Annotated in this window: 18 protein-coding genes; 5 read left to right on the top strand and 13 right to left on the bottom strand. The window is 74.1% G+C overall.

Features of this window, described 5'->3' with window-relative positions:
* Positions 1 to 16 precede the first annotated feature (16 nt).
* From HS99_RS47640 to HS99_RS03600, 7 genes are all read right to left on the bottom strand, one after another.
* Positions 17 to 706 (bottom strand): 4'-phosphopantetheinyl transferase family protein, encoded by a 690-nt coding sequence (locus tag HS99_RS47640; RefSeq protein ID WP_030279547.1) that lies wholly within the window; start codon positions 704 to 706, stop codon positions 17 to 19.
* Positions 703 to 1464 (bottom strand): 4-hydroxy-tetrahydrodipicolinate reductase, encoded by a 762-nt coding sequence (locus HS99_RS03625; protein WP_030279545.1) that lies wholly within the window; start codon positions 1462 to 1464, stop codon positions 703 to 705. The genes HS99_RS47640 and HS99_RS03625 overlap by 4 nt, the downstream gene beginning before the upstream one ends.
* Positions 1461 to 2483, bottom strand: coding sequence for a hypothetical protein (locus tag HS99_RS03620; protein WP_030279543.1), 1023 nt, complete (start codon positions 2481 to 2483; stop codon positions 1461 to 1463). Before HS99_RS03620 ends, HS99_RS03625 begins: the two co-directional genes overlap by 4 nt.
* On the bottom strand, positions 2480 to 2773 hold the full coding sequence (locus HS99_RS03615) for a hypothetical protein (protein WP_030550502.1): 294 nt from the start codon (positions 2771 to 2773) through the stop codon (positions 2480 to 2482). The genes HS99_RS03620 and HS99_RS03615 overlap by 4 nt, the downstream gene beginning before the upstream one ends.
* The gene (locus HS99_RS03610) at positions 2770 to 4257 is read right to left on the bottom strand and encodes a class I adenylate-forming enzyme family protein (RefSeq protein WP_050367073.1); all 1488 of its coding nucleotides are present in this window, start codon (positions 4255 to 4257) and stop codon (positions 2770 to 2772) included. Before HS99_RS03610 ends, HS99_RS03615 begins: the two co-directional genes overlap by 4 nt.
* Entirely contained in the window at positions 4250 to 5431 is a 1182-nt protein-coding gene (locus tag HS99_RS03605) for an acyl-CoA dehydrogenase family protein (RefSeq protein ID WP_030550494.1), read from the bottom strand. The genes HS99_RS03610 and HS99_RS03605 overlap by 8 nt, the downstream gene beginning before the upstream one ends.
* Positions 5432 to 5508: 77 nt before the next feature.
* Positions 5509 to 6960, bottom strand: a complete 1452-nt coding sequence (locus HS99_RS03600) for a nitroreductase family protein (protein ID WP_158876468.1) — start codon at positions 6958 to 6960, stop codon at positions 5509 to 5511.
* A 668-nt stretch (positions 6961 to 7628) separates the two neighbouring features.
* Here HS99_RS03600 and HS99_RS03595 point away from each other — a divergent pair.
* Positions 7629 to 8435 (top strand): helix-turn-helix transcriptional regulator, encoded by an 807-nt coding sequence (locus tag HS99_RS03595; RefSeq protein WP_050367072.1) that lies wholly within the window; start codon positions 7629 to 7631, stop codon positions 8433 to 8435.
* A 7-nt stretch (positions 8436 to 8442) separates the two neighbouring features.
* Here HS99_RS03595 and HS99_RS03590 read toward each other — a convergent pair whose 3' ends face one another.
* The 3 genes from HS99_RS03590 to HS99_RS03580 form a co-directional block, all read right to left on the bottom strand.
* Positions 8443 to 9036: a YbaK/EbsC family protein gene (locus HS99_RS03590; protein WP_046386209.1), complete on the bottom strand. Its 594-nt coding sequence runs from the start codon at positions 9034 to 9036 to the stop codon at positions 8443 to 8445.
* A 168-nt stretch (positions 9037 to 9204) separates the two neighbouring features.
* Positions 9205 to 11754, bottom strand: a complete 2550-nt coding sequence (locus tag HS99_RS03585; RefSeq protein WP_030550488.1) for a collagenase — start codon at positions 11752 to 11754, stop codon at positions 9205 to 9207.
* Positions 11755 to 12143: 389 nt separating this feature from the next.
* A complete protein-coding gene (locus HS99_RS03580) occupies positions 12144 to 13688 on the bottom strand; it encodes an IucA/IucC family protein (protein WP_043480395.1) in 1545 nt (514 codons plus the stop codon).
* Between the two features lie 48 nt (positions 13689 to 13736).
* Between HS99_RS03580 and HS99_RS03575 the strand changes: the two genes are divergently transcribed.
* The gene (locus tag HS99_RS03575) at positions 13737 to 15245 is read left to right on the top strand and encodes an IucA/IucC family protein (protein ID WP_030550573.1); all 1509 of its coding nucleotides are present in this window, start codon (positions 13737 to 13739) and stop codon (positions 15243 to 15245) included.
* A 4-nt stretch (positions 15246 to 15249) separates the two neighbouring features.
* Positions 15250 to 16092: a TauD/TfdA family dioxygenase gene (locus tag HS99_RS03570; RefSeq protein WP_030550485.1), complete on the top strand. Its 843-nt coding sequence runs from the start codon at positions 15250 to 15252 to the stop codon at positions 16090 to 16092.
* A gap of 84 nt (positions 16093 to 16176) precedes the next feature.
* Here the strand turns inward: HS99_RS03570 and HS99_RS03565 are convergent, their stop codons facing one another.
* Together HS99_RS03565 and HS99_RS03560 are read right to left on the bottom strand one after the other, a co-directional pair.
* On the bottom strand, positions 16177 to 16959 hold the full coding sequence (locus HS99_RS03565) for an ABC transporter permease (RefSeq protein ID WP_030279517.1): 783 nt from the start codon (positions 16957 to 16959) through the stop codon (positions 16177 to 16179).
* Entirely contained in the window at positions 16956 to 17696 is a 741-nt protein-coding gene (locus tag HS99_RS03560; RefSeq protein WP_232790772.1) for an ABC transporter ATP-binding protein, read from the bottom strand. The genes HS99_RS03565 and HS99_RS03560 overlap by 4 nt, the downstream gene beginning before the upstream one ends.
* Before the next feature lie 273 nt (positions 17697 to 17969).
* On the opposite strand from HS99_RS03560, the gene HS99_RS03555 reads away from it, so the two are divergent.
* Positions 17970 to 18722 (top strand): DUF72 domain-containing protein, encoded by a 753-nt coding sequence (locus tag HS99_RS03555; RefSeq protein WP_030550481.1) that lies wholly within the window; start codon positions 17970 to 17972, stop codon positions 18720 to 18722.
* A gap of 36 nt (positions 18723 to 18758) precedes the next feature.
* Here the strand turns inward: HS99_RS03555 and HS99_RS03550 are convergent, their stop codons facing one another.
* Positions 18759 to 19265, bottom strand: a complete 507-nt coding sequence (locus HS99_RS03550; RefSeq protein WP_030279511.1) for a mycothiol transferase — start codon at positions 19263 to 19265, stop codon at positions 18759 to 18761.
* A 331-nt stretch (positions 19266 to 19596) separates the two neighbouring features.
* Between HS99_RS03550 and HS99_RS03545 the strand changes: the two genes are divergently transcribed.
* Positions 19597 to 20286 (top strand): L,D-transpeptidase family protein, encoded by a 690-nt coding sequence (locus tag HS99_RS03545; RefSeq protein WP_043480388.1) that lies wholly within the window; start codon positions 19597 to 19599, stop codon positions 20284 to 20286.
* Positions 20287 to 20339 lie beyond the last annotated feature (53 nt).

Here is a 20339-nt window from a genome sequence, read left to right as displayed (position 1 = left end):
CGGCGGATTCCGGGTTTCAGCCCGTCGGCAGTTCTGCCACCGCCCAGGCGGTGGGCGGCCGGTCGGCGGTGGTCCGGGTGCCGGTGCGGACCAGGGCCCGGCGGGGGCCGTGGTCCGGCGGTTCGGCTCCGGCGATCTCGACGGTCAGGTGGTGGGGTGCCGCGTCGGCGGCGGGGTGCAGGCGGTAGCGCCGGGGCGGGGTCCGGGCGAAGCCCAGGCCGGAGGCCTTCGCCAGGGCCTCCTTGACGCACCACAGGTGCAGCGGCCGGACCGGGCCGCAGGCCCGGCGCAGGGCGTCGAGCTCGGCCGGGGTGCCGAAGCGGTGCAGGTTGCGCTCGGCGGTGGCCCATTCGGTCTCGGCGTCGACGCCCAGCCCGGTCGGTGCCGCGCCGCCGGCCGGTTCGCCGCGGCGCAGCGCCACCACCACCTGCTCGGCGGTGTGCGCGACGGAGAACTGCACGGCGGGCCGCAGGGTGGCGCCGTCCCAGCTGACCTGCCGTACGGCGCCGGGGCCGGGCAGCCCGATCCGCCGGTGGGCGTCGGGCAGGTCGGGCACCAGGCCGAGCCGGACCAGGCCGGTCCTCAGCGTGTGCCGGGCCGCGCACCACTGGTCCCGGCGGGCGGCGCCGGTGTGCCCGCCGCACTGGTGCGCGGACTGTGCCGCGCCGCGCCGGACCTCGTCCCACAGCAGTCGCACGCCGGTCACCGCCGTACCGGAACGGGTTCGCGCACCACGTCCGCCAGGCCGCGCACGCCGGGCCCGGCGGTGGCCGCGTACCGGATCGCGCGCAGCACGCCGGGCAGGAAGGCGCGTCGGTCGGCCATCCGGTGCAGGACCTCGACGTGCTCTCCACTGCCCGCCGCGACCACCCGGTGTTCGCTGAGGGCGTCGCCGAGGCGGAAGGAGGTGATGTCGGGGGCGGGCGCGCCGGGCCCGCGGGCGCCCTGCCAGGCGGCGGCGAGGTGACGGGCGGTGCCGCTGGGGCGGTCGCGCTTGCCGGCGAAGTGCAGGTCGCCTACGCCCGCGTTCCAGCTGTCGTCGGACTGGGCGGCGAGGTCCTCGACGAAGCGGGTGACGGCCAGCAGGGCGAGGCTGTAGTTGGCGGCGACCACGACGGCGCGGCTGCGGCCGACCTCCGCCAGCAGGCGCTGGTGCCGCTCGCCGAGACCGCTGGTGCCGATGACCAGCGCGCAGGGCACGGTGCGGGCCTGGTCGAGCAGCTCGGCGGTGGCCTCCTCGGCGGTGAAGTCGACGACCACCGGGTGCGCGTCGGGGAGGTCGGCGAGGCGGTGGACCACCGGCGCGGGCGGGTTGGCCTCGGCCGGGTCGGGCGCCGGGGGCCGGAGGCTGAGCCGGGCGGACAGCGCCAGGTCGGGGGCGTCCAGGACGGCCTGCCGGACGACGCCCGCCATCCGGCCGGTCAGGCCGCAGACGGCGACGGGGACGGGAACGGGAACGGTCATGCGCCGACCGCCTCCGGGACCAGGCCCATCCGGCGGGCGAGTTCGTTCTCGACGACGCGCCGGCCGCCGAAGTAGGCCTGGAGGGCGGCGTCGGGCCAGTCGGCGGCGTCGGGCCGGTCGGCGACGCCCGCCGGGGAGTGTTCGAGGCCGAGTTCGGTGGCCATGTCCTCGGCGGTGCGGGCGGTCCGCCGGATCAGGTCGACGGTGCTCAGCAGGGTGGCGAGAGCGGCCTGGCCGCCGGGTTCCTCGGTCTTGAACCCGGCCCCGAACCGGGCGGCGGCCGAGGCCAGCGAGATCTCGATCTCCAGCTTGCTGAGCTCATGGGCCAGGTACTGGGAGGTGGAGAGCGCCTCGACGCCCTCGCCGGCCCGGGCCAGCGCCCGGCGCAGGTCGGCGACGACCCGGGCGGGCCAGGCGAGGGCGCGGCGGGCGAACGCCCAGGCGTACGCGTCGAGGGCGGCCGTCAGCTCTCCGCCGGGCGCCCAGTCGACGGGGCGGGAGAGCGCGGCGGCGGGGGCGCCGTCGAGTTCGGCCCAGCCCCAGCCGGCGGCCCGTCCGGCCCCGTGCAGCCGGACGCCGGCCGCGTCGTGCGTGACCAGCGCCAGCCTGGTCGCGCCGTCCAGCCGGACCGGGACCACGGACGCCTCGGCGTCCTGGGTGGCGTACCGGTAGCGGCCGTGCAGCAGTGTCCGGTCGCCGTCCCGGTCGGCCCGGACGGCGGGGGCGGTGAGGCTGAGCAGGGCGTTGGGGGTGAACAGGCCGAGCGAGGCCGTGACGTGGCCGGCGCGGATGTCGTCGAGCAGCGGGGCCCCGGCGGCGAAGGAGTCGAGCAGCGGCAGGACGCCGTGGACCTGCTCGGTGAGCGCGGCGGCCACGGCGAAGGGCCGGGTCTCCCAGATCCGGTCCAGCGCCTCGTCCGACGCCCGGCCACCTTTCGGAGCGTTCGGCGGCAGGTCGAGTCCGCGGCCGGTCAGCAGTCCGTGCAGGGCGGTGAGGGCCCGGTCGGGGGCGGTGGTCATGCGCGGCCTCCCTCGGCGAGCCGAGCGCGGACGAACCGGACGATCGAGTCGACGGAGTACAGGTGCTCGGGGTCGGCCTCGGGGTCGATCACGGCGTCGTAGCGCTGCTCCAGGACCTCCATCAGGTTGATGTAGCCGATGGAGTTGACGCCGGCACGGTCGAGTTCGCCGTCCGCGGCCCGCAGGTCCGCGACGGTGACGACCCGTCCGGTGGCGGTCTCGACGAGCAGTTCGATCTCCTCGCGGAGGTCCCTGTCGGTACGGGCCGCCTCGTTGGCTGTACCGGTCATGCGTGCTCCTCCAGTTCCTGGGGGTGGTCGTCGGCGGCGCGGACGTCCTGGACCAGGCGGCGCAGTTCGGTCATCCGGGCCTTGCCGACGGTCGATCGGGGGATGGCGGGGAGGAAGGTCACCCGACCGGGCACCTTGAACGGCGCGAGGCGGGCGCGGCAGGCGTCGACGACCTCGGTGCGGCCGATCCGTCCGCTGCCGGCCAGTGCGGCGTGCAGGACGGTCTCCCCGTTGGCGTCGGTGTCGGCGAACACGGCCGCGTCGGTGACGCCGTCGAGGGCGAGCAGGGTGCGCTCGATCTCTGCCGGGTCGATCTTCCGGCCGGCCAGGTTGATCGGTCCGCCGAGCCGGCCGGTGACGAACAGCCGTCCGTCGACCAGGTGGCCGAGGTCGCCGGTGCGGTAGTAGCCGTCGGCGTCGAGCCGTTCGGCCAGGGCGCCGGGGGCGTTCAGGTACCCGGCCGCCATCGAGGCGGTGCGGACCCTCACCTCGGTCTCGCCGGTGGGCAGTTCCACGGACCGGACGGACACGCCGGGCAGGGCGGTGCCGAGTCCCTCGGAGCGGTCGGGTTCGCGTTCGTAGGTGCAGGGGCCGGTCTCGGCGATGCCGTAGTAGTCGGCGATCCGCACGCCGTACAGGGACTCGAACCCGCGTCGGACCTCGGGGTCGAGGACGGCGGCCGCGGAGACGGCCCGGGTGACGGTGGCGAACGCGTCGACGTCCGCCCGGGGTGCGGCGGCGAGCAGCCGGTAGGCCAGCGGGAAGGCCACCAGCCGGGTCGCGGCGGCGCGGGAGACGGCCCGGGAGATGCCGCCGGAGGTGGGCGGGCCCTGGTAGAGGTGGAGTTCGGCGCCGACCGTGAAGACCGGCAGCAGCGAGGTGTTGAACGCCAGCCCGTTGGTGAAGCCGGCCAGGCACAGCACCCGGTCGCCGGGGCCGAGGCCGGTGCCGGCCACCCAGGTGTCCGCGGCGGCGATCACCGCGTCCGCGGTGAACTCCAGGCACTTGGGGGCGCCGGTGGTGCCGGAGGTGAACCGGCAGGTGGCGGTGGACGCCCGGGGCTCGGGCGCCCCGGCCGGGGCGGGCAGCACCGCGAGCGACAGCGCGCTGTCCGGGACGGCCCGGACGTCGCCGCCGAGCGGGAACGGCTCCTTGCCGCCGAACAGGAAGGCCGGGACGCCGCAGCTGGTCCGGATGCCATCCAGCTCCGCGGCCCCGAAGGTCGCGTCGATCAGGAACGGCAGCCGTCCGGCCACCAGCAGGGCGTAGTACGAGACCAGGTGGTCGATGCTGTTGGCGGCGTGCACGCCGACGTTGGCCAGGTCCGGCCCGAGCAGCGCGTCCAGGGTGTCGGCGCGGTCCCGGACCAGGTCTGCGAACCGGGTGTAGGTCAGTTCCTCGCTGCCCGCGACGACGGCCCGCCGCTCGCCGTGCCGGGCGCAGGCGGCCAGGAACGCGGCGCCGAGCCGCTGCCCGTCAGCCACGGCGGGCTCCGTCCGCTCCGGAGGGCGCGAGTTCGAGCTCGGCCCGGCAGGCCATGCTGTGGTTGGCGATGGTCAGCATGGTGGTCTGGCTGCCGCCGGACATCCGGAATCCGCGCAGCTGGGCGTGGGCGCGCAGCGAGGGGCTGTCCCACATGTAGCCCGCGCCGCCCTCCAGGTCGGTGGCGAGGACCGCCAGTTCGTTGGCCTTCTCCACGCAGAACCACTTGAGTTCGGCGATCTCGGGTACGGTGCTGCCCCCGGCCGTGACCCGCAGGTACGCGTCGGCGATGCCCGCCTCCATCAGCTCCTGGTGGGCGCGGGCCCGGGCCAGCGCGTGGGCGTTGACCGGCCAGGCACCGAGCGCACGGCCGCCGAGGGTGCGCCCGCGCACGTACCCGGTGATGTGCTCCAGCAGCGCCCGGTGGGTGAAGAAGGCGTCGGCGGCGATCAGCAGGCGCATCCGGGACATCACCCGGTTCCAGCGCATCAGCTGGCTGATGCCGCTGCGCGAGACGATCTGCTCGGCGGCGACCCGGACGCCGTCGAACTCCACCTGCGCGGAGTCGACGCTGCGGGTGCCGAACTTGTCGTACACCTCGGTGACCCGTACGCCCGGGGTGGACTTCTCCACCGCGATGATGGCGGGCGCGCCGTCCAGGACGGCGCTGACGAAGCACAGGTCCGCGGTGGCGCCGTTGATGACGAACTTCTTCCGGCCGTGGAGGACGACCTGGGCGCCCTCGGTGGTCGCGGTGGTGGGCTCCTCGGGGGACGGGTCGGTGTCGCACTGGCAGGCCACCAGGTCCCCGGCGACCAGCCCCGGGAGGTAGCGGTCGCGCAGGGCCTCGTCGCGGGCGGACACCAGCCACTCGCAGGCGATCTCGTTCTGCACGTGCATCGCGAGGGCGATGCCGCCGTCGCGGGCTCCGGCCAGCGCCTCGCCGAGGACCAGCGCGCCGAGCAGGCCCAGGCCCTGGCCGCCGAGTTCGCGCGGCAGCGACACGCCCATGAAGCCGTTCGCCGCGAGGTCCTGCCAGGTCTCCCGGCGCAGGTGCCCGTCTGGCGAGGTACGCCACTTGTCGAGCCACTGCGGGGTGAAGTGGTCCGCTGCCCTGGCCTGCAACTCGCGGTGGCGGTCCGTCAGTTGATCGGACAGGATGCCATTGCTCAGCATGGAAACCACACACTGCTCCCTCTGGTCGAGCCTCGGCTCCGAGGCCGGGTCGGCTGCGGGTCTCGTCCGTTCCGCGGTCAGCCGGCCGGCTGCCGTGGGTCCCGTCCGTGGCTGTGAGCGATCGGCGCCCGGTCCCACTTGACGGCGTTCTCGTCGGCGATGCCGACCGCGATCACGTACATGACCTCCTCCTCGTCCGCCAGCAGCGCCAGTCCGGCGATCCGACCCGCGTCGAACCCGCCGAGGCAGGTGATGCCGACGTGCTGCACGGCCGCCCCGAGGCAGAGCCGCTGGGCGGCGCTCGCGGCGTGGAAGTGGAGTTCGGCCAGGCCCTGCTGGCCGCGCTCGCCGAGGAGTTGGCGCACCGGCGCGTGCAGTGCCACCAGCGCGGCGCAGCCGGCCGCGACGCCCTGGTTCATGCAGGCCGCGACCACCGCCTCCTCCGAGCCGCCGTCGCCGCCGACCGGCAGCAGCCGGTGGCCCGCTGGGTCGTACTCGTACGCGCCCGGGGCCAGGCCGTCGACGTTGCGGACCAGCAGGCGCAGGCCGGCCAGCGGGCCGTCCGCGCAGTCGACGGCGATGCCGCCGCGGACGGCGGCCAGTGTCCTTCCGAGCGCGTCGGCCTCGACCGGCTTCGCCAGGAAGCCCTTGGCGGACTGCCGGCTGAGCACGACCGGGCCGAAGTCGTCGAGGGCCGCGGTGTCGTCCGGGCCGGCCAGTGCCACCGGGGCGGCGGCGCCGGTACGGGGGCCGCCCGCCCGGACCGACGCGGTGGTGCCGAACCGCAGCGGCAGGTCCCGGGGTTGGTGGTAGGTGCTGACCGGGCTGACCAGCTCCCAGGCCTCGCGCTCGGGGCCGTCGGGCTGTTCCAGTCCGCGTCCGCCGTCGTGCCACCAGATCGGTACGGCGAAGGGATTGGCCGCCCGGCCGGTCCCGGCCGGGCGGCCCCCGGCGGGGGCGGTCAGGGTGACCAGTGCCTGGGGTTCCCGGCACAGGTTCTCCAGTCCGAAGAGGCGGGAGAGGGCGCGGCGGTCGAAGCGCAGCCGGACCGCGGGGTCGAAGCCCGCGTCGGCGGCGGCCAGGGCGATGTTGGTGGCGGCGTGGGCGCTGTCCAGGTGGGTGTAGAGGTAGCCGCGCCGGCCGTACTTGCGCATCGCGTGCCAGGGCCGGGCCACCACGGCCACCACCGCGGCAGGCAGGTCGGCGGTGCGGTCCGCGTCCGCCGCGGGTGGGTCGGACGACGGCGCGGCGGTCAGGATGTCGGCCACCTCGTGGCGGCCGACGGCGGCCAGTCGGCGCAGGCTGCAGCCGGCCGCGTCGTAGTGGTAGAGGGCGTAGTCGTGGCCGTCCTGGAAGGCCACCAGTACCTCGAAGGGGTAGAGTGCGCCGGCGGACGGCGTGGTGCGGGCCCGCATCAGGGCCTTGCCCTTGGTGATCACCGCGCCCGAACGCTCGCCGTAGCCCAGTCCGAGGGCCTCGGCGATCCGCGTCCACTGGACGCTCATCCCGGGATCCGTGTGATCGGCCATCCCGGGATCCGTGTGATCGGCGGCCGGGGAGATCGTCTCCGGGCTCGATCGCAGGCGCGTCTCGTTCCAGAACCCGGCCAGCAGCGGATTGGTCAACTCTTCGACGCCCATAGGTCCTCCCGCGTTCTCGGATCGGTGGTGCGGCGCCTCGCACAACGGGATCGGCCCCAGCTCGGGTCGGCGCTCCGGGCCTGACACCCGACCGGCGCCGACCTGCCGGATCGCGGCTCGGTGCACCGGAGAACAGCCGCGGAAGCAACCCCCTACGCGTCGCTGAACGCCACGATCCGTCTCTCGTCCCGGGACGGCACCGATCACCCAGCGGCCATTTGCAAACCAATCAGCCGACCGCCGAGGCTGTCCAGCGAACGCCGATGGCTCAGTCCGGCCATGGCCCCGACCGGCCATCGGCGCACGCGCCCGGGCCCGCACCGCGGTGTGACGCAGGCCACAGTGCGACCACGTCCGGCAACTGAGATGCGGGGTTGTTCCAGCTGCGGGCCGTGAAGCAGCATGGTTGCCATGCGTGCACGCCGCGCAACCGACGGTGCGTACCCCGCGGGGGCTCGCGCACCGGCCGGCGGCCGCTGCGGGGGTGTCGAGCAGACCTGGGGGTGCACATGCAGGTTCAGTCCGACCGGCGCGAGCCGTCGTTACCCGAGGCCCAGATGGGCAGGATCCTCGACTCGGCCCGCCGGGCGATCGGCGAACTGGCCTGCACGGTCGAGGCGTTGGACCGCGAACTGGCCGAGGTCAACATCGCGGCGATCCCCGCCCACCTGGACCGCCTCGGCGGTCACGGGGTGGAGGTCTTCCGCGGCGAGGCGGCGGTGCGTCAGCTCCTGGAGGACGCCACCATGACCGTGCGCGGCCAGGTCCTCAGCATGAATCCCGGCGCACCGCCGGCCGCGGCGCTCCTGGTCGCCGGACGGCGCCGGGACGAGGAGGTGCTGGGCCGGCGCGTGTCCATCCGGACCATCCACAGCGAGTCCATGCTCCGGGTCCCGCGCGGCCGGGCCCACCTGAAGGCGCTGCGCAGGGCCGGCGGCCAGATCCGCATCTCCGCCACCCTCCCCTACCGGCTGATCGTGCTGGACGCCGACCTGGCCTTCGTCCCGCCGCCGAACAGCGGCGACGGCGCCGAACCCGCCCTGGTGGTGGTCCGCAACCCCGACCTGGTCAGCCTCTTCGTGCAGACCTTCGAGTTCTGCTGGCAGGAAGCCCGCCCGGCCGAGGTCGCTCCCCCGTCGCGCCAGGGGCCCACCGCGCGCCAGTACCAGGTCCTGCGGCTCATGCAGCTCGGATACAAGGACGAGGCCATCGCCCGCGAGATCGGGGTCTCCTCCCGGACGATGCGGCGCATCGTCCGGGAACTCTTCGAACAGCTCGACGCCACCGGCCGGTTCAGCGCGGGCATGGCCGCCCAGGCGCGTGGCTGGCTCGTCCCGCCACGCTCCCGCGAGGGTTGCTCCTGACCGGCCCTCAGGCCTCCACCGAACTGGGCTCCGCCACCACTGCGGCCAGCCCGGGGACGACCTCGGCGCCCGGCAGCGCGGCCAGCGCCCGTCCCGGCAGGATCAGCTTCCCGCGGCGGCGCCCGCTGCCGACCAGGACGTGCGGCGCGGCGACCACCGCCTCGTCGATCAGCAGCGGCCAGTCGCCCGGAAGACCCACCGGCGTGATGCCCCCGTACTCCATCCCGGTCGCCTCGACCGCGGCGTCCATCGGGGCGAACGAGGCCTTGCGCGCCCCGAGGTGCTTGCGGACCGCCTGGTTCACGTCCAGCCGGGTCGTGGCCAGGACGACGCACGCGGCCATCGTGACCTCCCCGCCCCGCTTGGCGGCGACCACCACGCAGTTCGCCGAGTACTCCAGCGGCGCGTCGTAGGTCTCGCAGAACACCGCGGTGTCCGCCTTCTCCGGATCCGTGTCCACGTACAGCACCGCCCCGGCCGCCTCCGGCGCGTCCCAGCCCCCCAGGGCCTCGGCCACCGGCGGGGCCAGCTCGTCCCGGATGTCGAGTGCCCGGCGGACGGTCGGGAAGTTCCCGAAGGGAGGCGTCACTTGGTCGCTCATGCGAGCACCCTAGCGAAGCCCCGCCGCCCCGGCCAATCAACCCGCCTGCCACCGAACGGAGTTCGCTCGGACAGCCAGGGCGGCCACGGTGTTCGCACGCCTTCGAATGCCGGACGACGGGCGGCGGCCCGGAGCGGTGTGCTCCGGCCGCCGCGCGGGGGGTCGGGGTCAGTACTGGGTGGTGATGGTCACGCCGCTGAAGTCGGTCTGGGCGTAGAGGCTGATGTAGCGGTAGCCCGCCGTGGTGTTGGTGACGGTCAGGCTCTGGTGGGTGGTGCCGTAGGTGGTCGAGCCGTCGGTGTAGGCGTTCGGCGTCGCCCAGCTGTCGGGGTTGTAGAGCAGGTAGGCGGTGCCCGTGCCGCCGGAGCTGTTCACCTTCAGGGTGGTGGTGCCGGCCGGCAGGTAGATGTAGTAGTAGTCCAGGTTGCCGGCGGTCGCGGACTGGTTGGTGCGGGAGCAGTTCTGGTCCAGCACGCGGGTGTCGGCGGCGGTGCAGGCGGTGACGGCGCTAACCGTGACGGACTGGCTGACGCTGTTGCTCTTCCCGTTGCCGTCGGTCACCGTGAGGCTGACGGTGTAGCTGCCCGCCGTGGTGTAGCTGTGCACGGGGCTCCGGTCGGTGGAGGTGGCTCCGTCACCGAAGTTCCAGGCCCAGGAGGCGATGCTGCCGCCGCCGGACTCGGTCGACCGGTCGGTGAACTGGACGTTCAGGCCGGACGGGACGGCGCTGAAGGCGGCGGTCGGTGCGCCGCCCACCTCGCAGGCGCCGGCGGCGCAGGCGTCCAGCCAGGTGTTGAACTCGGTGTCGTACGCGGTGCCGATGGAGTTGTAGACCGCGTAGCCGCCCGTGTAGTCGCCGGTCCGGAAGTGGCCCAGCATGTTCTGGACGACGTCCGGGTGCTTCTCGACCATGAAGCGGACCGCCAGGTAGCCCCACGGGTAGGTGCGGGTGGTGTCGCTGTTGTCGTAGGTGTTCTGGAACAGCGTGCTGAGCGCGTAGGTGTGCTTGGGCGCCTCGGCGATCGCGCCGGTGTCCGTGATGTTCCGGTAGCTGTAGGACACGTACTCGGCGACGCCCTCGATCCACCAGACGTCCGGCACGGAGATCTGCTGCGTGAAGTCGCCCTTCATGTCGAGGCGGCCGTCGAGGGCGTGGGTGTACTCGTGGTTGAGGTTCCAGATGCCCGCGGTGAAGCCGTCGTTGCCGTTCTGGTAGGTCAGCGAGATCGGCTGGTTGGCGGGGGCGCTCGGGTCGCCGATCAGCGTGATGCCGCCGTTGTTGGTGCTGACGCCGTAGATGCCGCCCGCGTAGGTCTGGTAGTCCTGCGGGGAGGCGAAGACCACCATCTGCAGCGAGTTCTCGTACTGGCCGGCGATCGGACCGCTGTCCTTGACCAGCTTGTGGAAGAACGGGTCCTGGTTCTGCAGGCTGGCGCAGACGGCAGCGAGGTCGGCGGCGGTGAGGCTCTGCGCCAGGATGGTGTGGGTGGAGTCGCAGGTGTGGCTGACCGGCAGGGCGGCGGCCTTGAGCTGCTCCGGCAGGTTGCAGACGCCGTAGTACGAGCAGTTCGCCTGGTCGTAGCCGGCGGCCATGCCGGCCACGCCGACCCAGAGCGGCGCGGTGGGGCCGGTGATCGACGAGACGTTCATCAGGCCCTTGATCAGCGGCCGGACGGTGTTCACCAGCGCCGGGTGCTCGATGAACCGGGCCGTCTCCAGACCGGCGTTGGAGTCCAGGAAGGAGTTGTTGCCGCCGAGCATGCTCCGGTGGTTCAGCGCGAAGCTGTCGAGGGTGTTGATCAGACTCGGGTCGGCGGTGACGGCCGCGACGTAGTCGGCGTTCTGGTGGCCGCGGAAGATCGGGGTGTACACGCTGTTCGCGAAGTTCACCATGTACCAGGACGAGTCCCAGGAGCTGTTGTACGCGTTCAGCACCTGCTGGTACGTCTTCAGGTAGTGCGCCTGGAGGTTGGCGCTGTCGGTGAGGATCATCGCCTGGCCCTCGACCTGGCCGTTGCCCTCGTTGACGTCGAGGAAGTGCGGGCTCGCCACCAGGGTGTCGAGCGCGGCCTGCACGGCGGCGGTCAGGCTCGCGTCGTACGTGCCGACGTCGCCCGGGTGGTAGTACTGCACGTAGTAGCCGGCCTGGAGGAAGTAGACCAGCTGGTAGATGCCGGTCGAGTTGTCGCCGGTGTACGAAGCGGCGGCCCTGCGCAGGCCGTCGGCCACCGCGAGCATCTGGCTCTGCCTGAACACCCCGTTGGCGTCGCCGCCGGTGATGCGGAACAGCGAGCTGATGCAGTCGACGGTAGAGCCCTTGATGTAGCCGACCAGGTCGGCGCCGGTGCGGCCGCTGAAGTCGGCCGGGGTGCAGGAGGTGTCGGCCGCGCCGGCGGCGGCCCGGCCGGACTCGGCAAGGGCCGGGGCCTTGGCGAGTTCGGGCTTCGGGGCCTGCGGCGCGGCCGACTGCGGGGAGCGCGGCGGGAGTTGTGCGGGTGCGAGCCGGCCCGTCTGGGTCTGCGCGTGGGTGTCGAGACCGAAGGCGGTGCCGGTGGGGGCTATGCCGCCCAGGTGCCCGGGGTGGGGAGCCCGGTTCGCCTGCTGACCGGTCTGCGCCGTGGGGGCGGCGAAGCTCGGCGCGGCGGCGAAGCCGGTGATGGCGGTACTTGCGGCGGCGAGCACAGCCAGTGCCCGGGGCAGCCGAAGTCGGTGACGCATCGTCACTCCTTGCTGTGGGGGGTGGGGGTGAGCCTCACGCGCTTGCCGTGAAGGCGTCGCCTGGCACGGTGTCACGGGCGACCCGGGGCAATCAATAGGGTGTGACATATCACTTTGAAATTGCAGTCACCCCGGATGCGGAACTCCGGCCGTCCCGCCTCCCCGCACCGGGCAGTCCCCGGTGTCAGCGGTGCGCGTCATACTCGTGCCGCGGCGCCGCACGGGCACCGCGGCACGAGGAGAACGAGATGGGCCCGCCCACGCACGACGGGTCCGCGGCCGCGCGGGTCACCCGCCGGGTGCTCGACTTCCTCAGCCGCATCGGGTAGGGCCTGTCCGGCAAACAGGACCTCCCCCCGGGCAGGGCTCGTCAGGGCGGCAGGGCTCGCTCAGGAGTGGACGACCAGCGGGTTGGGGACGGGGACGTAGTGGGGTTCGGTACCGTCCGCGTCGATCCAGCGGGACAGCAGGTTGGCCTTGCACGGGACGGTTGCCGCGGCGATCAGCGTCTCGGCCGCCGGGAGGCCGAGCTCCTTGTCGCACCGCTGGACCACCTGCCGCGCCAGGGGCCACAGGGCCGCGGCGGCGCCGGGAAAGCGCCGGGTGAGCGCGTCGGCGATACCCGTCAGGTTGTTGACGACGAGACAGTAGACCAGCCGCTCCCAGGCCGCCTCCCGGGGCGTCGGGGGAATCGCCCTGGCGCCTTCCGCGTCGCGGAAGAGGGCCTGGACGGGCAGGCCGTCCGGGCCGACGGCGATCAGCGTGTTCTGGAGGTGGCACTCGACGGCGATGCCGTGGCGGGCGTACGCCTCCAGCACGGGCGGGACCACGCAGTCCAGGTAGGCCGACCACCAGGGCAGCGGGTCGGTGACCCGGTCGAGCGGATCGCCGTCGAAGCCCTCGGTGAGGGCCGCCGCCAGCAGTGCGGTGGCGCCCGGGAGCAGGTGGTCGTCCAGGCCGTCGCGGACCAGGACGGGGAAGGTCTCCTCCAGTCCGCGGACCGTACGGTACCCGCGTTCGCTCAGCCACGCCGCGGGGCCGTCCACGGCCCCGAAGGCCGCGCTGACCAGCGGGTCGGTGCGGAGCGCGTGGCGCAGCTCGTGCCGACGGATCCGCCGGACGTCGTTGGTGATCTGCACCTCCAGACTGAACTTCAGGAACAGGTCCCCGGTCGCCCCGGGCCGTTCGTCACCGCCGGGGACGTGCACCGTACGCACGGAGGCGGTGGCCCGGGCGTCCCACGGCGTGTGGCCGAGAAGCAGGAGGCGGCCCTCGGCGAAGGCGGCGCGGACGGCCGGCCGGTGCCGGGTGAGGTCCAACTGCCAGGGGTGGACGGGCAGCAGCCGGTAGCCGTCGGGTGCCCGGCCCAGGGTGTCGAGGGCGCTGGTGTCGCCGTCGTCGACCGCCGCGTCCTCGCGCACGCCCAGCAGCGCGAGGGGGAAGCGGCCGTGCGTCTCCGGCGCGTAGCGCAGCCAGGAACCGGGCGGGCCGCCGCCGCTGCGCGCCTTGGGGGCCGGGTGGAACGGGTGGCCCATGACCAGGGCCTGTTCGGAGCGCAGCCACAGGCTCTCGGGCGGGACGGCCCGGGAACGGGCGGCGAGGAGCGCCTCGACGATCTCACGGCCGGCGGTCATCTCGGCGGCCAGGGCGACGTTGGAGCGCCCGGTGACGGCCCGCATCTCCTGGGCGGCGAGCTCGACGAGGCCGCTGTGGCGCACGGGTTGCCAGGCGGTGCCGGTCCAGAGCTCGGGCGCGGCGGAGGCGCGGCCGGTGCGCACGCGCAGCAGCCGGCCGGTGGCGCGCAGGCGGTGGACCGCGCGGCCGGCCTCGGGCTCCCCGGCCGGCTCCGGCGCCGGCACGGAGGCCTCCCTCAGCAGACAGTTGAGCAGGGGTGCCATGGCCAGTGCGTCGGCTTCGCGGGCGAAAGTATTCATCGAGGAGCAGTATGTGTGGCAGGTGTTCGCCCGCGGTAGAACATCGGGGTGTGCGACACACCCGCCGAGCGCGCGCTGGCCGAGGAACTGGCGAGCGTCCGACCGTCGTTGTCCTCCGCCTATCTCGCCGCCCTGCCCGGCGCCCGGGCCGCGGTGCTGGCGCGGCTGTGGCGGGGACTGGTCCACGAACCGCTGCCCTGGATCGCCGGCCGCGCCCGCGGCGGCGACGGGATCTCGGTGCGGCTCACCGACGGCCGACGGCTGCACGGCCCGCCGTCGGACCCGTGGGCGACGGGAACGGCGGTCGCCGCGGTGGAGCTGGACGGCGTTCCGTACGACCATCCGGCACTGCTGATGGCGGCCCTGAAGGTACCCGGCGGCGAGCCCTTCGCCGCCGAACTCGACCACAGCGCCGCCTCCTTGGCCCTGTCCCGGACGGCCCCTCCCCCGGCCGGGCCGCCGTCGGAGCCCTGGGAGTGGGAGCAGCGGTCCGCGGATGGCCACCCGTACCACCCCACCTGCCGCTCCCGGCCCGGCTTCTCGGCCGCCGATCAGCTGGCCTACGCGCCCGAACACCGGCCGGTGGTCGGTCTGCTCCTCACACCCGTCACGGATGCGACGGTGCGGGGGTCATGGCCCCCGCAGTGGCGGGACGGGGCGGCCGTGCTGCTCCCGGTGCACCCCTGGCAGGCCGAGCACGTCCTCGGCGGCCGGTCGGTACTGCCCGGTCCGGCGGCCCATCCGCTGCTGTCCCTGCGCACGCTCGCCCTCGACCACCGCACCCACGTGAAGACCGCGTTGAGCGCCCGGCTCACCTCCCAGGTGCGGGACATCTCGGCCTACTCGGTGGACCACGCGCTGGCCACGTCCGAGCTGGCCGTGCGGGTCGCGGACCGCCTGGACGGCCGGCTGCACATCACCCGGACGCTGGCGGCGGCCGGGGCGGGCACGCCGGACCTGGCGGCCGTCCTGCGCGAGTCGCCGTACGTCCACGCCGGGACGGACGAACAGGTGGTACCCGTGGCCGAACTGCCCGGGCACTTCGCCTCCCACGACCACGGCCCGCACCAACGACCGGCGCGAATCGCCGAGTTCGCGCGGCTGGCCCTCGGCGTCTGCCTGGAGCTGCTCGACCTGGGGGTGGCCCTGGAAGCGCACGGGCAGAACCTCCTCGCGGTGCTCGACCGGCAGGGGTGGCCCCGGCGGCTGGTCTACCGGGACCTCGCCGACATCCGCATCAGCCCGGCCCGGCTGGCCCGGCACGGCCTCCCGGCGCCGCCGATGACCGGCCGGCTCCTCGAGGACGACCCCGTCGCCCTCCGCCGCAAGGTCCTCAGCTGCCTGATCACGGGCGCGCTCGGCCCCCTCGCCGGGAGCACCGCGGAGCTGGGTGCCCTGCTCGAAGCCGCCATCCGCGACCTCCACCCGACGCCCGACCTGTCGGCACTGCGGACGGAGCCGCTGCCGGTCAAGGCGCTGACGCTGATGCGGCTCTCGCCGGCGGGCGACCAGTGGGCGCACCTGCCCAATCCCGTCCCGGGCGCCGCGGAAAGGTGAACAGTTGACCGAGCCCGTCCCCGTCGAAGCACCCACGGCATGGCACGGCGACGCCCTCAGCGAGTCCGACTGGCTGGTCCCCCTGCCACCCGCCTGCTCGCGCGCGCTGGACGGCCCACGGGAGCACCCGGCGCCGGAACTGGCGGAGCTGGCCACGCACGTCACCCGACGCGTGCGGAACAGCCGCGGGTTCGTCGTCATCCGGGGTCTCCCGGTGGACGGCCGCACCGACCAGGAGTGCGCCGAACTGTGTCACCGGCTCGCCGCCTCGCTGGGCACCCCGTGGCCGGCGGAGCCCGGCGGCTTCATCACCGTGGCCGACAACGCCGGACTGGGCAGGACCAACCTCGCCCTCACCCCGCACACCGACCGCACCCCGGCCCCCCGCCCGCCGAAGCTGCTCGGGCTCCTGTCCGTACGAGCGGCGGCACTCGGCGGTGACACCCTCCTCGCCAGCGGCCACGCCGTGCACAACCGCCTGCTCACCGAAGCTCCCTGGGCCATCCCCCGCCTCTACCAGGACTTCCACTTCGGCCGGGGCGCCGGCTTCGACCGCATCCGCCCCGTCTTCCAACGCCACGGCGCCGAGCTGCGCGTGCACTACAACAGGCGCGGAATCGAACGCGCCCACCACGAGGCCGGCGCGCCCCTCACCCCCGACGACCACGCGGCCCTCGACGCCGTCGACCGGATCCTCTCCGACCCACGCATCCTCCTGCGCATCCCCCTCCACCCGGGAGACCTCCTCTGGCTGGACAACACCGCCGTCCTCCACGGCCGCACCGCCTTCACCGACCCACCCGCCCCGTCCGCTCCCCGCTGCCTCACCCGCGTCTGGGCGGACTGAGCGGAGCCCACGCCCGGGAGGGCCCGGCGCACCCGGGCGGCTGCGCCGGAACTCCGGTGGGGGACCGGCCCTACGAACGGGATGTCAACCCCGGGTCCCGGCGGTGAGCGGCCGTAGCCGGTGGACGTCGTCGAAGAGGGCTCGCTCGGCCAGGTGGGCGGCGGTGAGGGCGGCCAGGGCAGCAGCGGAGAGCATCATGTACATCACGACGATCTGGTAGCGGATCGCGGTGAGCGGGTCGACGCCGGCCAGGATCAGGCCGGTCATCGCACCGGGCAGGCTGATCAGCCCGACGGTCCTGGTGGCGTCGACGGCGGGGATCAGCGCCGTGCGCAGGGTCGAGCGCAGATGGGGCGCGAAGGCCTCGACGGCGGGCAGGCCCAGGGCGAGGCGGGCCTCGATGGCGGGGCGCGCGGTGCGGGCCTCGTCGCGAAGGCGCACCAGGAGGAGGGTGGTGGCCTGCATCGCGCCGGAGACCACCATGCCACCGACCGGGATCACCACCCGGGCCTGGGGGGCGATGACCCCGAGGGCGAGCAGCACTCCGAGGGTCGCGCCGGAGCCGACGGCGACCGCGGTGGTGGCGATCGGCAGCGCGCGGGGCAGCCCGGCGGAGCGGCCCGCGCAGACCCGCCCGGCCGTGATCACCATGAGCGCGAGGCAGCCGGCGGCTCCGGCCACGCCGGTGTGCTGGAAGACGAGGAGCAGGATCGCGCCGACGGCGGCGAGTTGGACGCCTGCGCGGGCGGCGGCAACGGCGATGTCCCGGGCAAGGTCCAGTCGCCGGTGCCACGCCACCGCGATCGCCGGCAGCACCAGGGCGATGGAGGCGGCGACCCCGGCCCAGGTCGGCACGGCCGTGTTCACGTCCCCTTCCGGAGGTAGTCCACGCGGTCCGCCGGCCCCGAGGCGACCAGCCGCCCACCGCGCAGGACCAGGACGTGGTCGGCGACCCGGCGCGCCTGCGGCACGTTGTGGCTGACCAGCACCACCGCGAGCCCGTCCGCGACCAGGTCCCTGATCGTGTACTCCACCGCCTGCGCGCTGTCCGCGTCCAGGGCCGACGTCGGCTCGTCGAGCAGCAGCACCTCCGGACCGACGGCCAGTGCCCGCGCCAGGCAGACCCGTTGGGCCTCGCCTCCGGACAGCCCGGCCGTGGCCCGCGCCAGCATCCCGGCCGGCAGACCGGTCCGCTCCAACAGCACGGCGGCCCGGTCCTCGTCGAGGTCCGGGCGGCCCACCCGCAGGTCGTCCAGGACACGGTCGGTGAGCAGCACCGGCTGCTGGCCGACCAGCCCGACCCGGCGGCGCAGTTCCAACACGTCGAGCTCGGGCAACGGCGTGCCCCGGAAGCGGACCTCACCGGACGTCGGCTCCGCCAGCCGGTTCAGCACCCGCAGCAACGTCGACTTGCCCGCGCCCGACGGCCCTACCAGCGCCGTGCAGGCGGCACCGGGGATCTGCGCCGAGAGGCCGTCCAACAGCAGTCGCCCGGCACGGCGCACGGTCACCCGGTCGAGGGCGAATGACGGGGGCGCATCCGCGCCCGGCCTGCCCAGAGCACAGGTGCGGGTGCGAACGGCGATGGCGAAGGGCTCGTCCACGGGCCTCCGTTGCCGGTGGGGCGGCGGGCGGGGCCGGCCCGCCCGGCCAGGAATCGGTCCATGCGCTTCATCGTGCCAGTCGTTCCACCGGTACCCGTGGTGATCACCGTCGTGCCCACTCGTACGGATGACTGACCGCCGGCCACCCCTGACGGGCATCACACGTCCCACGGGACCGTCCGCGCACGGCCGATGCGCCCGGCCACCTCCGACCCGTTCGGCCGGCCGGGCGAATCGAGGGCGTGGCCCGGCCGACGGGTGTTTGCTGGAGACATGCCCTTGATCGTCGGTACCTCGGGTTGGCAGTACGACGACTGGCGCGGGCTGCTCTACCGCGAGGGGACGCCCAAGCGGCGCTGGCTGGAGGAGTACGCCGCACGGTTCGCCACGGTGGAGAGCAATGCCGCCTTCTACCGCCTGCCCTCGCCGGACACCTTCGCCGACTGGCGGGCCCGTACCCCGGCGGGTTTCGTGTTCGCGGTGAAGGCCAGCCGCTACCTCACCCACATCAGACGCCTGCGCGAGCCGGCCGAGCCGGTCCAGCGGCTGCTCACGGCGGCGCAGGGACTCGGGGATCGGCTCGGCCCGGTGCTGCTCCAGCTGCCGCCCACGTTGCACGCGGACGCCGAGCTGCTGGACCGCTGCCTGGCCGCCTTCCCGACGGGCGTGCGAGTCGCCGTCGAGCCGCGCCACCCCTCCTGGTGGACGCCGGAGATCCGTGCGGTACTGACCGACCGGGCCGCCGCACTGTGCTGGGCGGACCGGGAGTCACGCCCGGTCACGCCACTGTGGCGAACCTGCGATTGGGGCTACCTGCGCTGCCACGCCGGTCGGGCCCGGCCCCGGCCCCGGTACGGCCGACAGGCCCTGGCCACCTGGGTGGGCCGCATCGCCGACACCTGGGCGGACCCGGCGGACGTCCACGTGTACTTCAACAACGACCCGGGCGGCGCGGCGGTGCTCGACGCGACCGTCTTCGAGTCCACCGCCGCACGGGCGGGCCGCACGGTGGCCCGGACGCCGTAGGGGGTGGGCGGTGATCCGCAGCCGAGTGATCGGCCGTCAGTGCCGGGCCAGCAGGCCTCGTACGTAGGCTGCCTGGCCGACGTGCTGGAGGTCGTCGGCGATCACGCTGATCAGGCGTACCCCCAGGGTGACCGGGGGCTGCCAGGACTCGTCGACGATCCGGGCCAGGGACCGGTTGTCGAGGCCGCGCACGTAGTCGACGGTCCGCGCGTGGACGGCCTCGTGGTAGCCCGCGAGGAGATCGGCGGTGGCGGTGACCTTGGCGACCTGCGCGGGTCGGTGCCCGTAGCCGGTCGACGACGCGGCGAACGGCAGGGCGAACCGGCTCGCCCAGCCGTCGGCCGTCCACACCTGTTCGCGGTCGGCCGCGTCGGCGAGGTGGTCGTCCTGCACCCGGGTGAGGTGCCAGACCAGCCAGGCGATCGAGTTGGCGGAGTCGTGCACCCGGTACGCCAACTGCTCGGGGGTCAGGCCGTCGACCACGTCGGCGACCGTGTCACGGATCCGGTCGAACGCGTCCACGAGAAGATCGCTGCTGGTCACACCGGCCACAGTCGCCTCCGGGTCGAGTACCCCGCCCCACCGGCGGCGTGGCGGGTCACGCCGCCCCGACGATTGTGTCCCGCCCGTGGAGCCCCGGCCACCCGGGCCCGACGCGCCGTCGTCCCGGGCAGCCACCGCAGCCACGGCCCGGTGTCGGTGCTGGCACGGCTGCCCCGGCGAGCCGATCATGGCGTGCGGTGGAGCCTCCGGCTCCCACCCGCCGCGGCCCGTCCCGCCCCGCCCGTACCGTCCACACCAGAAGGGCCCCTCCATGGCCGTCTCCCGGACACGCCCCGCCGACCGCCGTGGCTCGGCACCCCGTTGCGCGCGCGTGGCCCTCGCACTCGGTGTCGCCGCCACACTGACCGGTGCGGGCCCCGGCCCGAGGGCATGGGCCGACGGCGGCCCGTTCCCCGTGCCGGTCACAGTCGGCCGGGCCGAGCAGGTGATCACGGTCGAGGCGGACGGCACCCGCGCCACCGTGACCCTGTGGGCTCGGCAGGACGGCCTCTGGCGGTCCCTCGACTCCACCACCGACGCGCGCATCGGGTCCGGCGGAGTGCACGACGGCCTCACCCGCGTCCAGGGGTCCGGGACCACACCGACCGGCACGTACACCATCACCCAGGGCTTCGGGATCTCCCCGGACCCGGGCACGAGAATGCCCTACCACCACGTCACCACGCACGACTGGTGGGTGCAGGACCCCTCCTCCGCCTACTACAACCGCATGCGCACCGACACCGAGGGCGGGTTCCACCTCACCGAACAGGGCGCCCTCGGCAGCGAGCACCTCGTCAGCCACCCCGTCCAGTACGACAACGTCCTGGTCATCGACTTCAACACCTCCCCCGTGGTGAGGGGCCGCGGTGCCGGCATCTTCCTCCACGACCTCGGCCCCCGAGCCGACGCCACCGGCGGATGCGTCGCCGTTCCCGCCGCCTTCATGACCCGGACGATGCAGTGGATCGACCCCGCCGATCACCCCGTCGTCGCGATCGCCCGGAGGTCGTCCGGGTGATCCAGGTCGTTCTCGGAATCTCGGAATCAGCCTTCGCGCTTGCGGTCCTCCGT

The sequence above is a fragment of the Kitasatospora aureofaciens genome, from assembly GCF_001188955.3.
Lineage (GTDB): Bacteria > Actinomycetota > Actinomycetes > Streptomycetales > Streptomycetaceae > Kitasatospora > Kitasatospora aureofaciens.
The sequence above is the reverse complement of the archived record's forward strand: the minus strand, read 5'-3'. Positions and strand labels throughout refer to the sequence as shown.

Coding starts and splice junctions, on each gene's coding strand:
- HS99_RS03580 (WP_043480395.1), bottom strand. CDS start 13,688: ATGAATACTTTCGCCCGCGAAGCCGACGCACTGGCCATGGCACCCCTG.
- HS99_RS03555 (WP_030550481.1), top strand. CDS start 17,970: ATGCCCTTGATCGTCGGTACCTCGGGTTGGCAGTACGACGACTGGCGC.
- HS99_RS03595 (WP_050367072.1), top strand. CDS start 7,629: ATGGGCAGGATCCTCGACTCGGCCCGCCGGGCGATCGGCGAACTGGCC.
- HS99_RS03585 (WP_030550488.1), bottom strand. CDS start 11,754: ATGCGTCACCGACTTCGGCTGCCCCGGGCACTGGCTGTGCTCGCCGCC.
- HS99_RS03625 (WP_030279545.1), bottom strand. CDS start 1,464: ATGACCGTTCCCGTTCCCGTCCCCGTCGCCGTCTGCGGCCTGACCGGC.
- HS99_RS03620 (WP_030279543.1), bottom strand. CDS start 2,483: ATGACCACCGCCCCCGACCGGGCCCTCACCGCCCTGCACGGACTGCTG.
- HS99_RS03605 (WP_030550494.1), bottom strand. CDS start 5,431: ATGCTGAGCAATGGCATCCTGTCCGATCAACTGACGGACCGCCACCGC.
- HS99_RS03615 (WP_030550502.1), bottom strand. CDS start 2,773: ATGACCGGTACAGCCAACGAGGCGGCCCGTACCGACAGGGACCTCCGC.
- HS99_RS03600 (WP_158876468.1), bottom strand. CDS start 6,960: ATGGCCGATCACACGGATCCCGGGATGAGCGTCCAGTGGACGCGGATC.
- HS99_RS03590 (WP_046386209.1), bottom strand. CDS start 9,036: ATGAGCGACCAAGTGACGCCTCCCTTCGGGAACTTCCCGACCGTCCGC.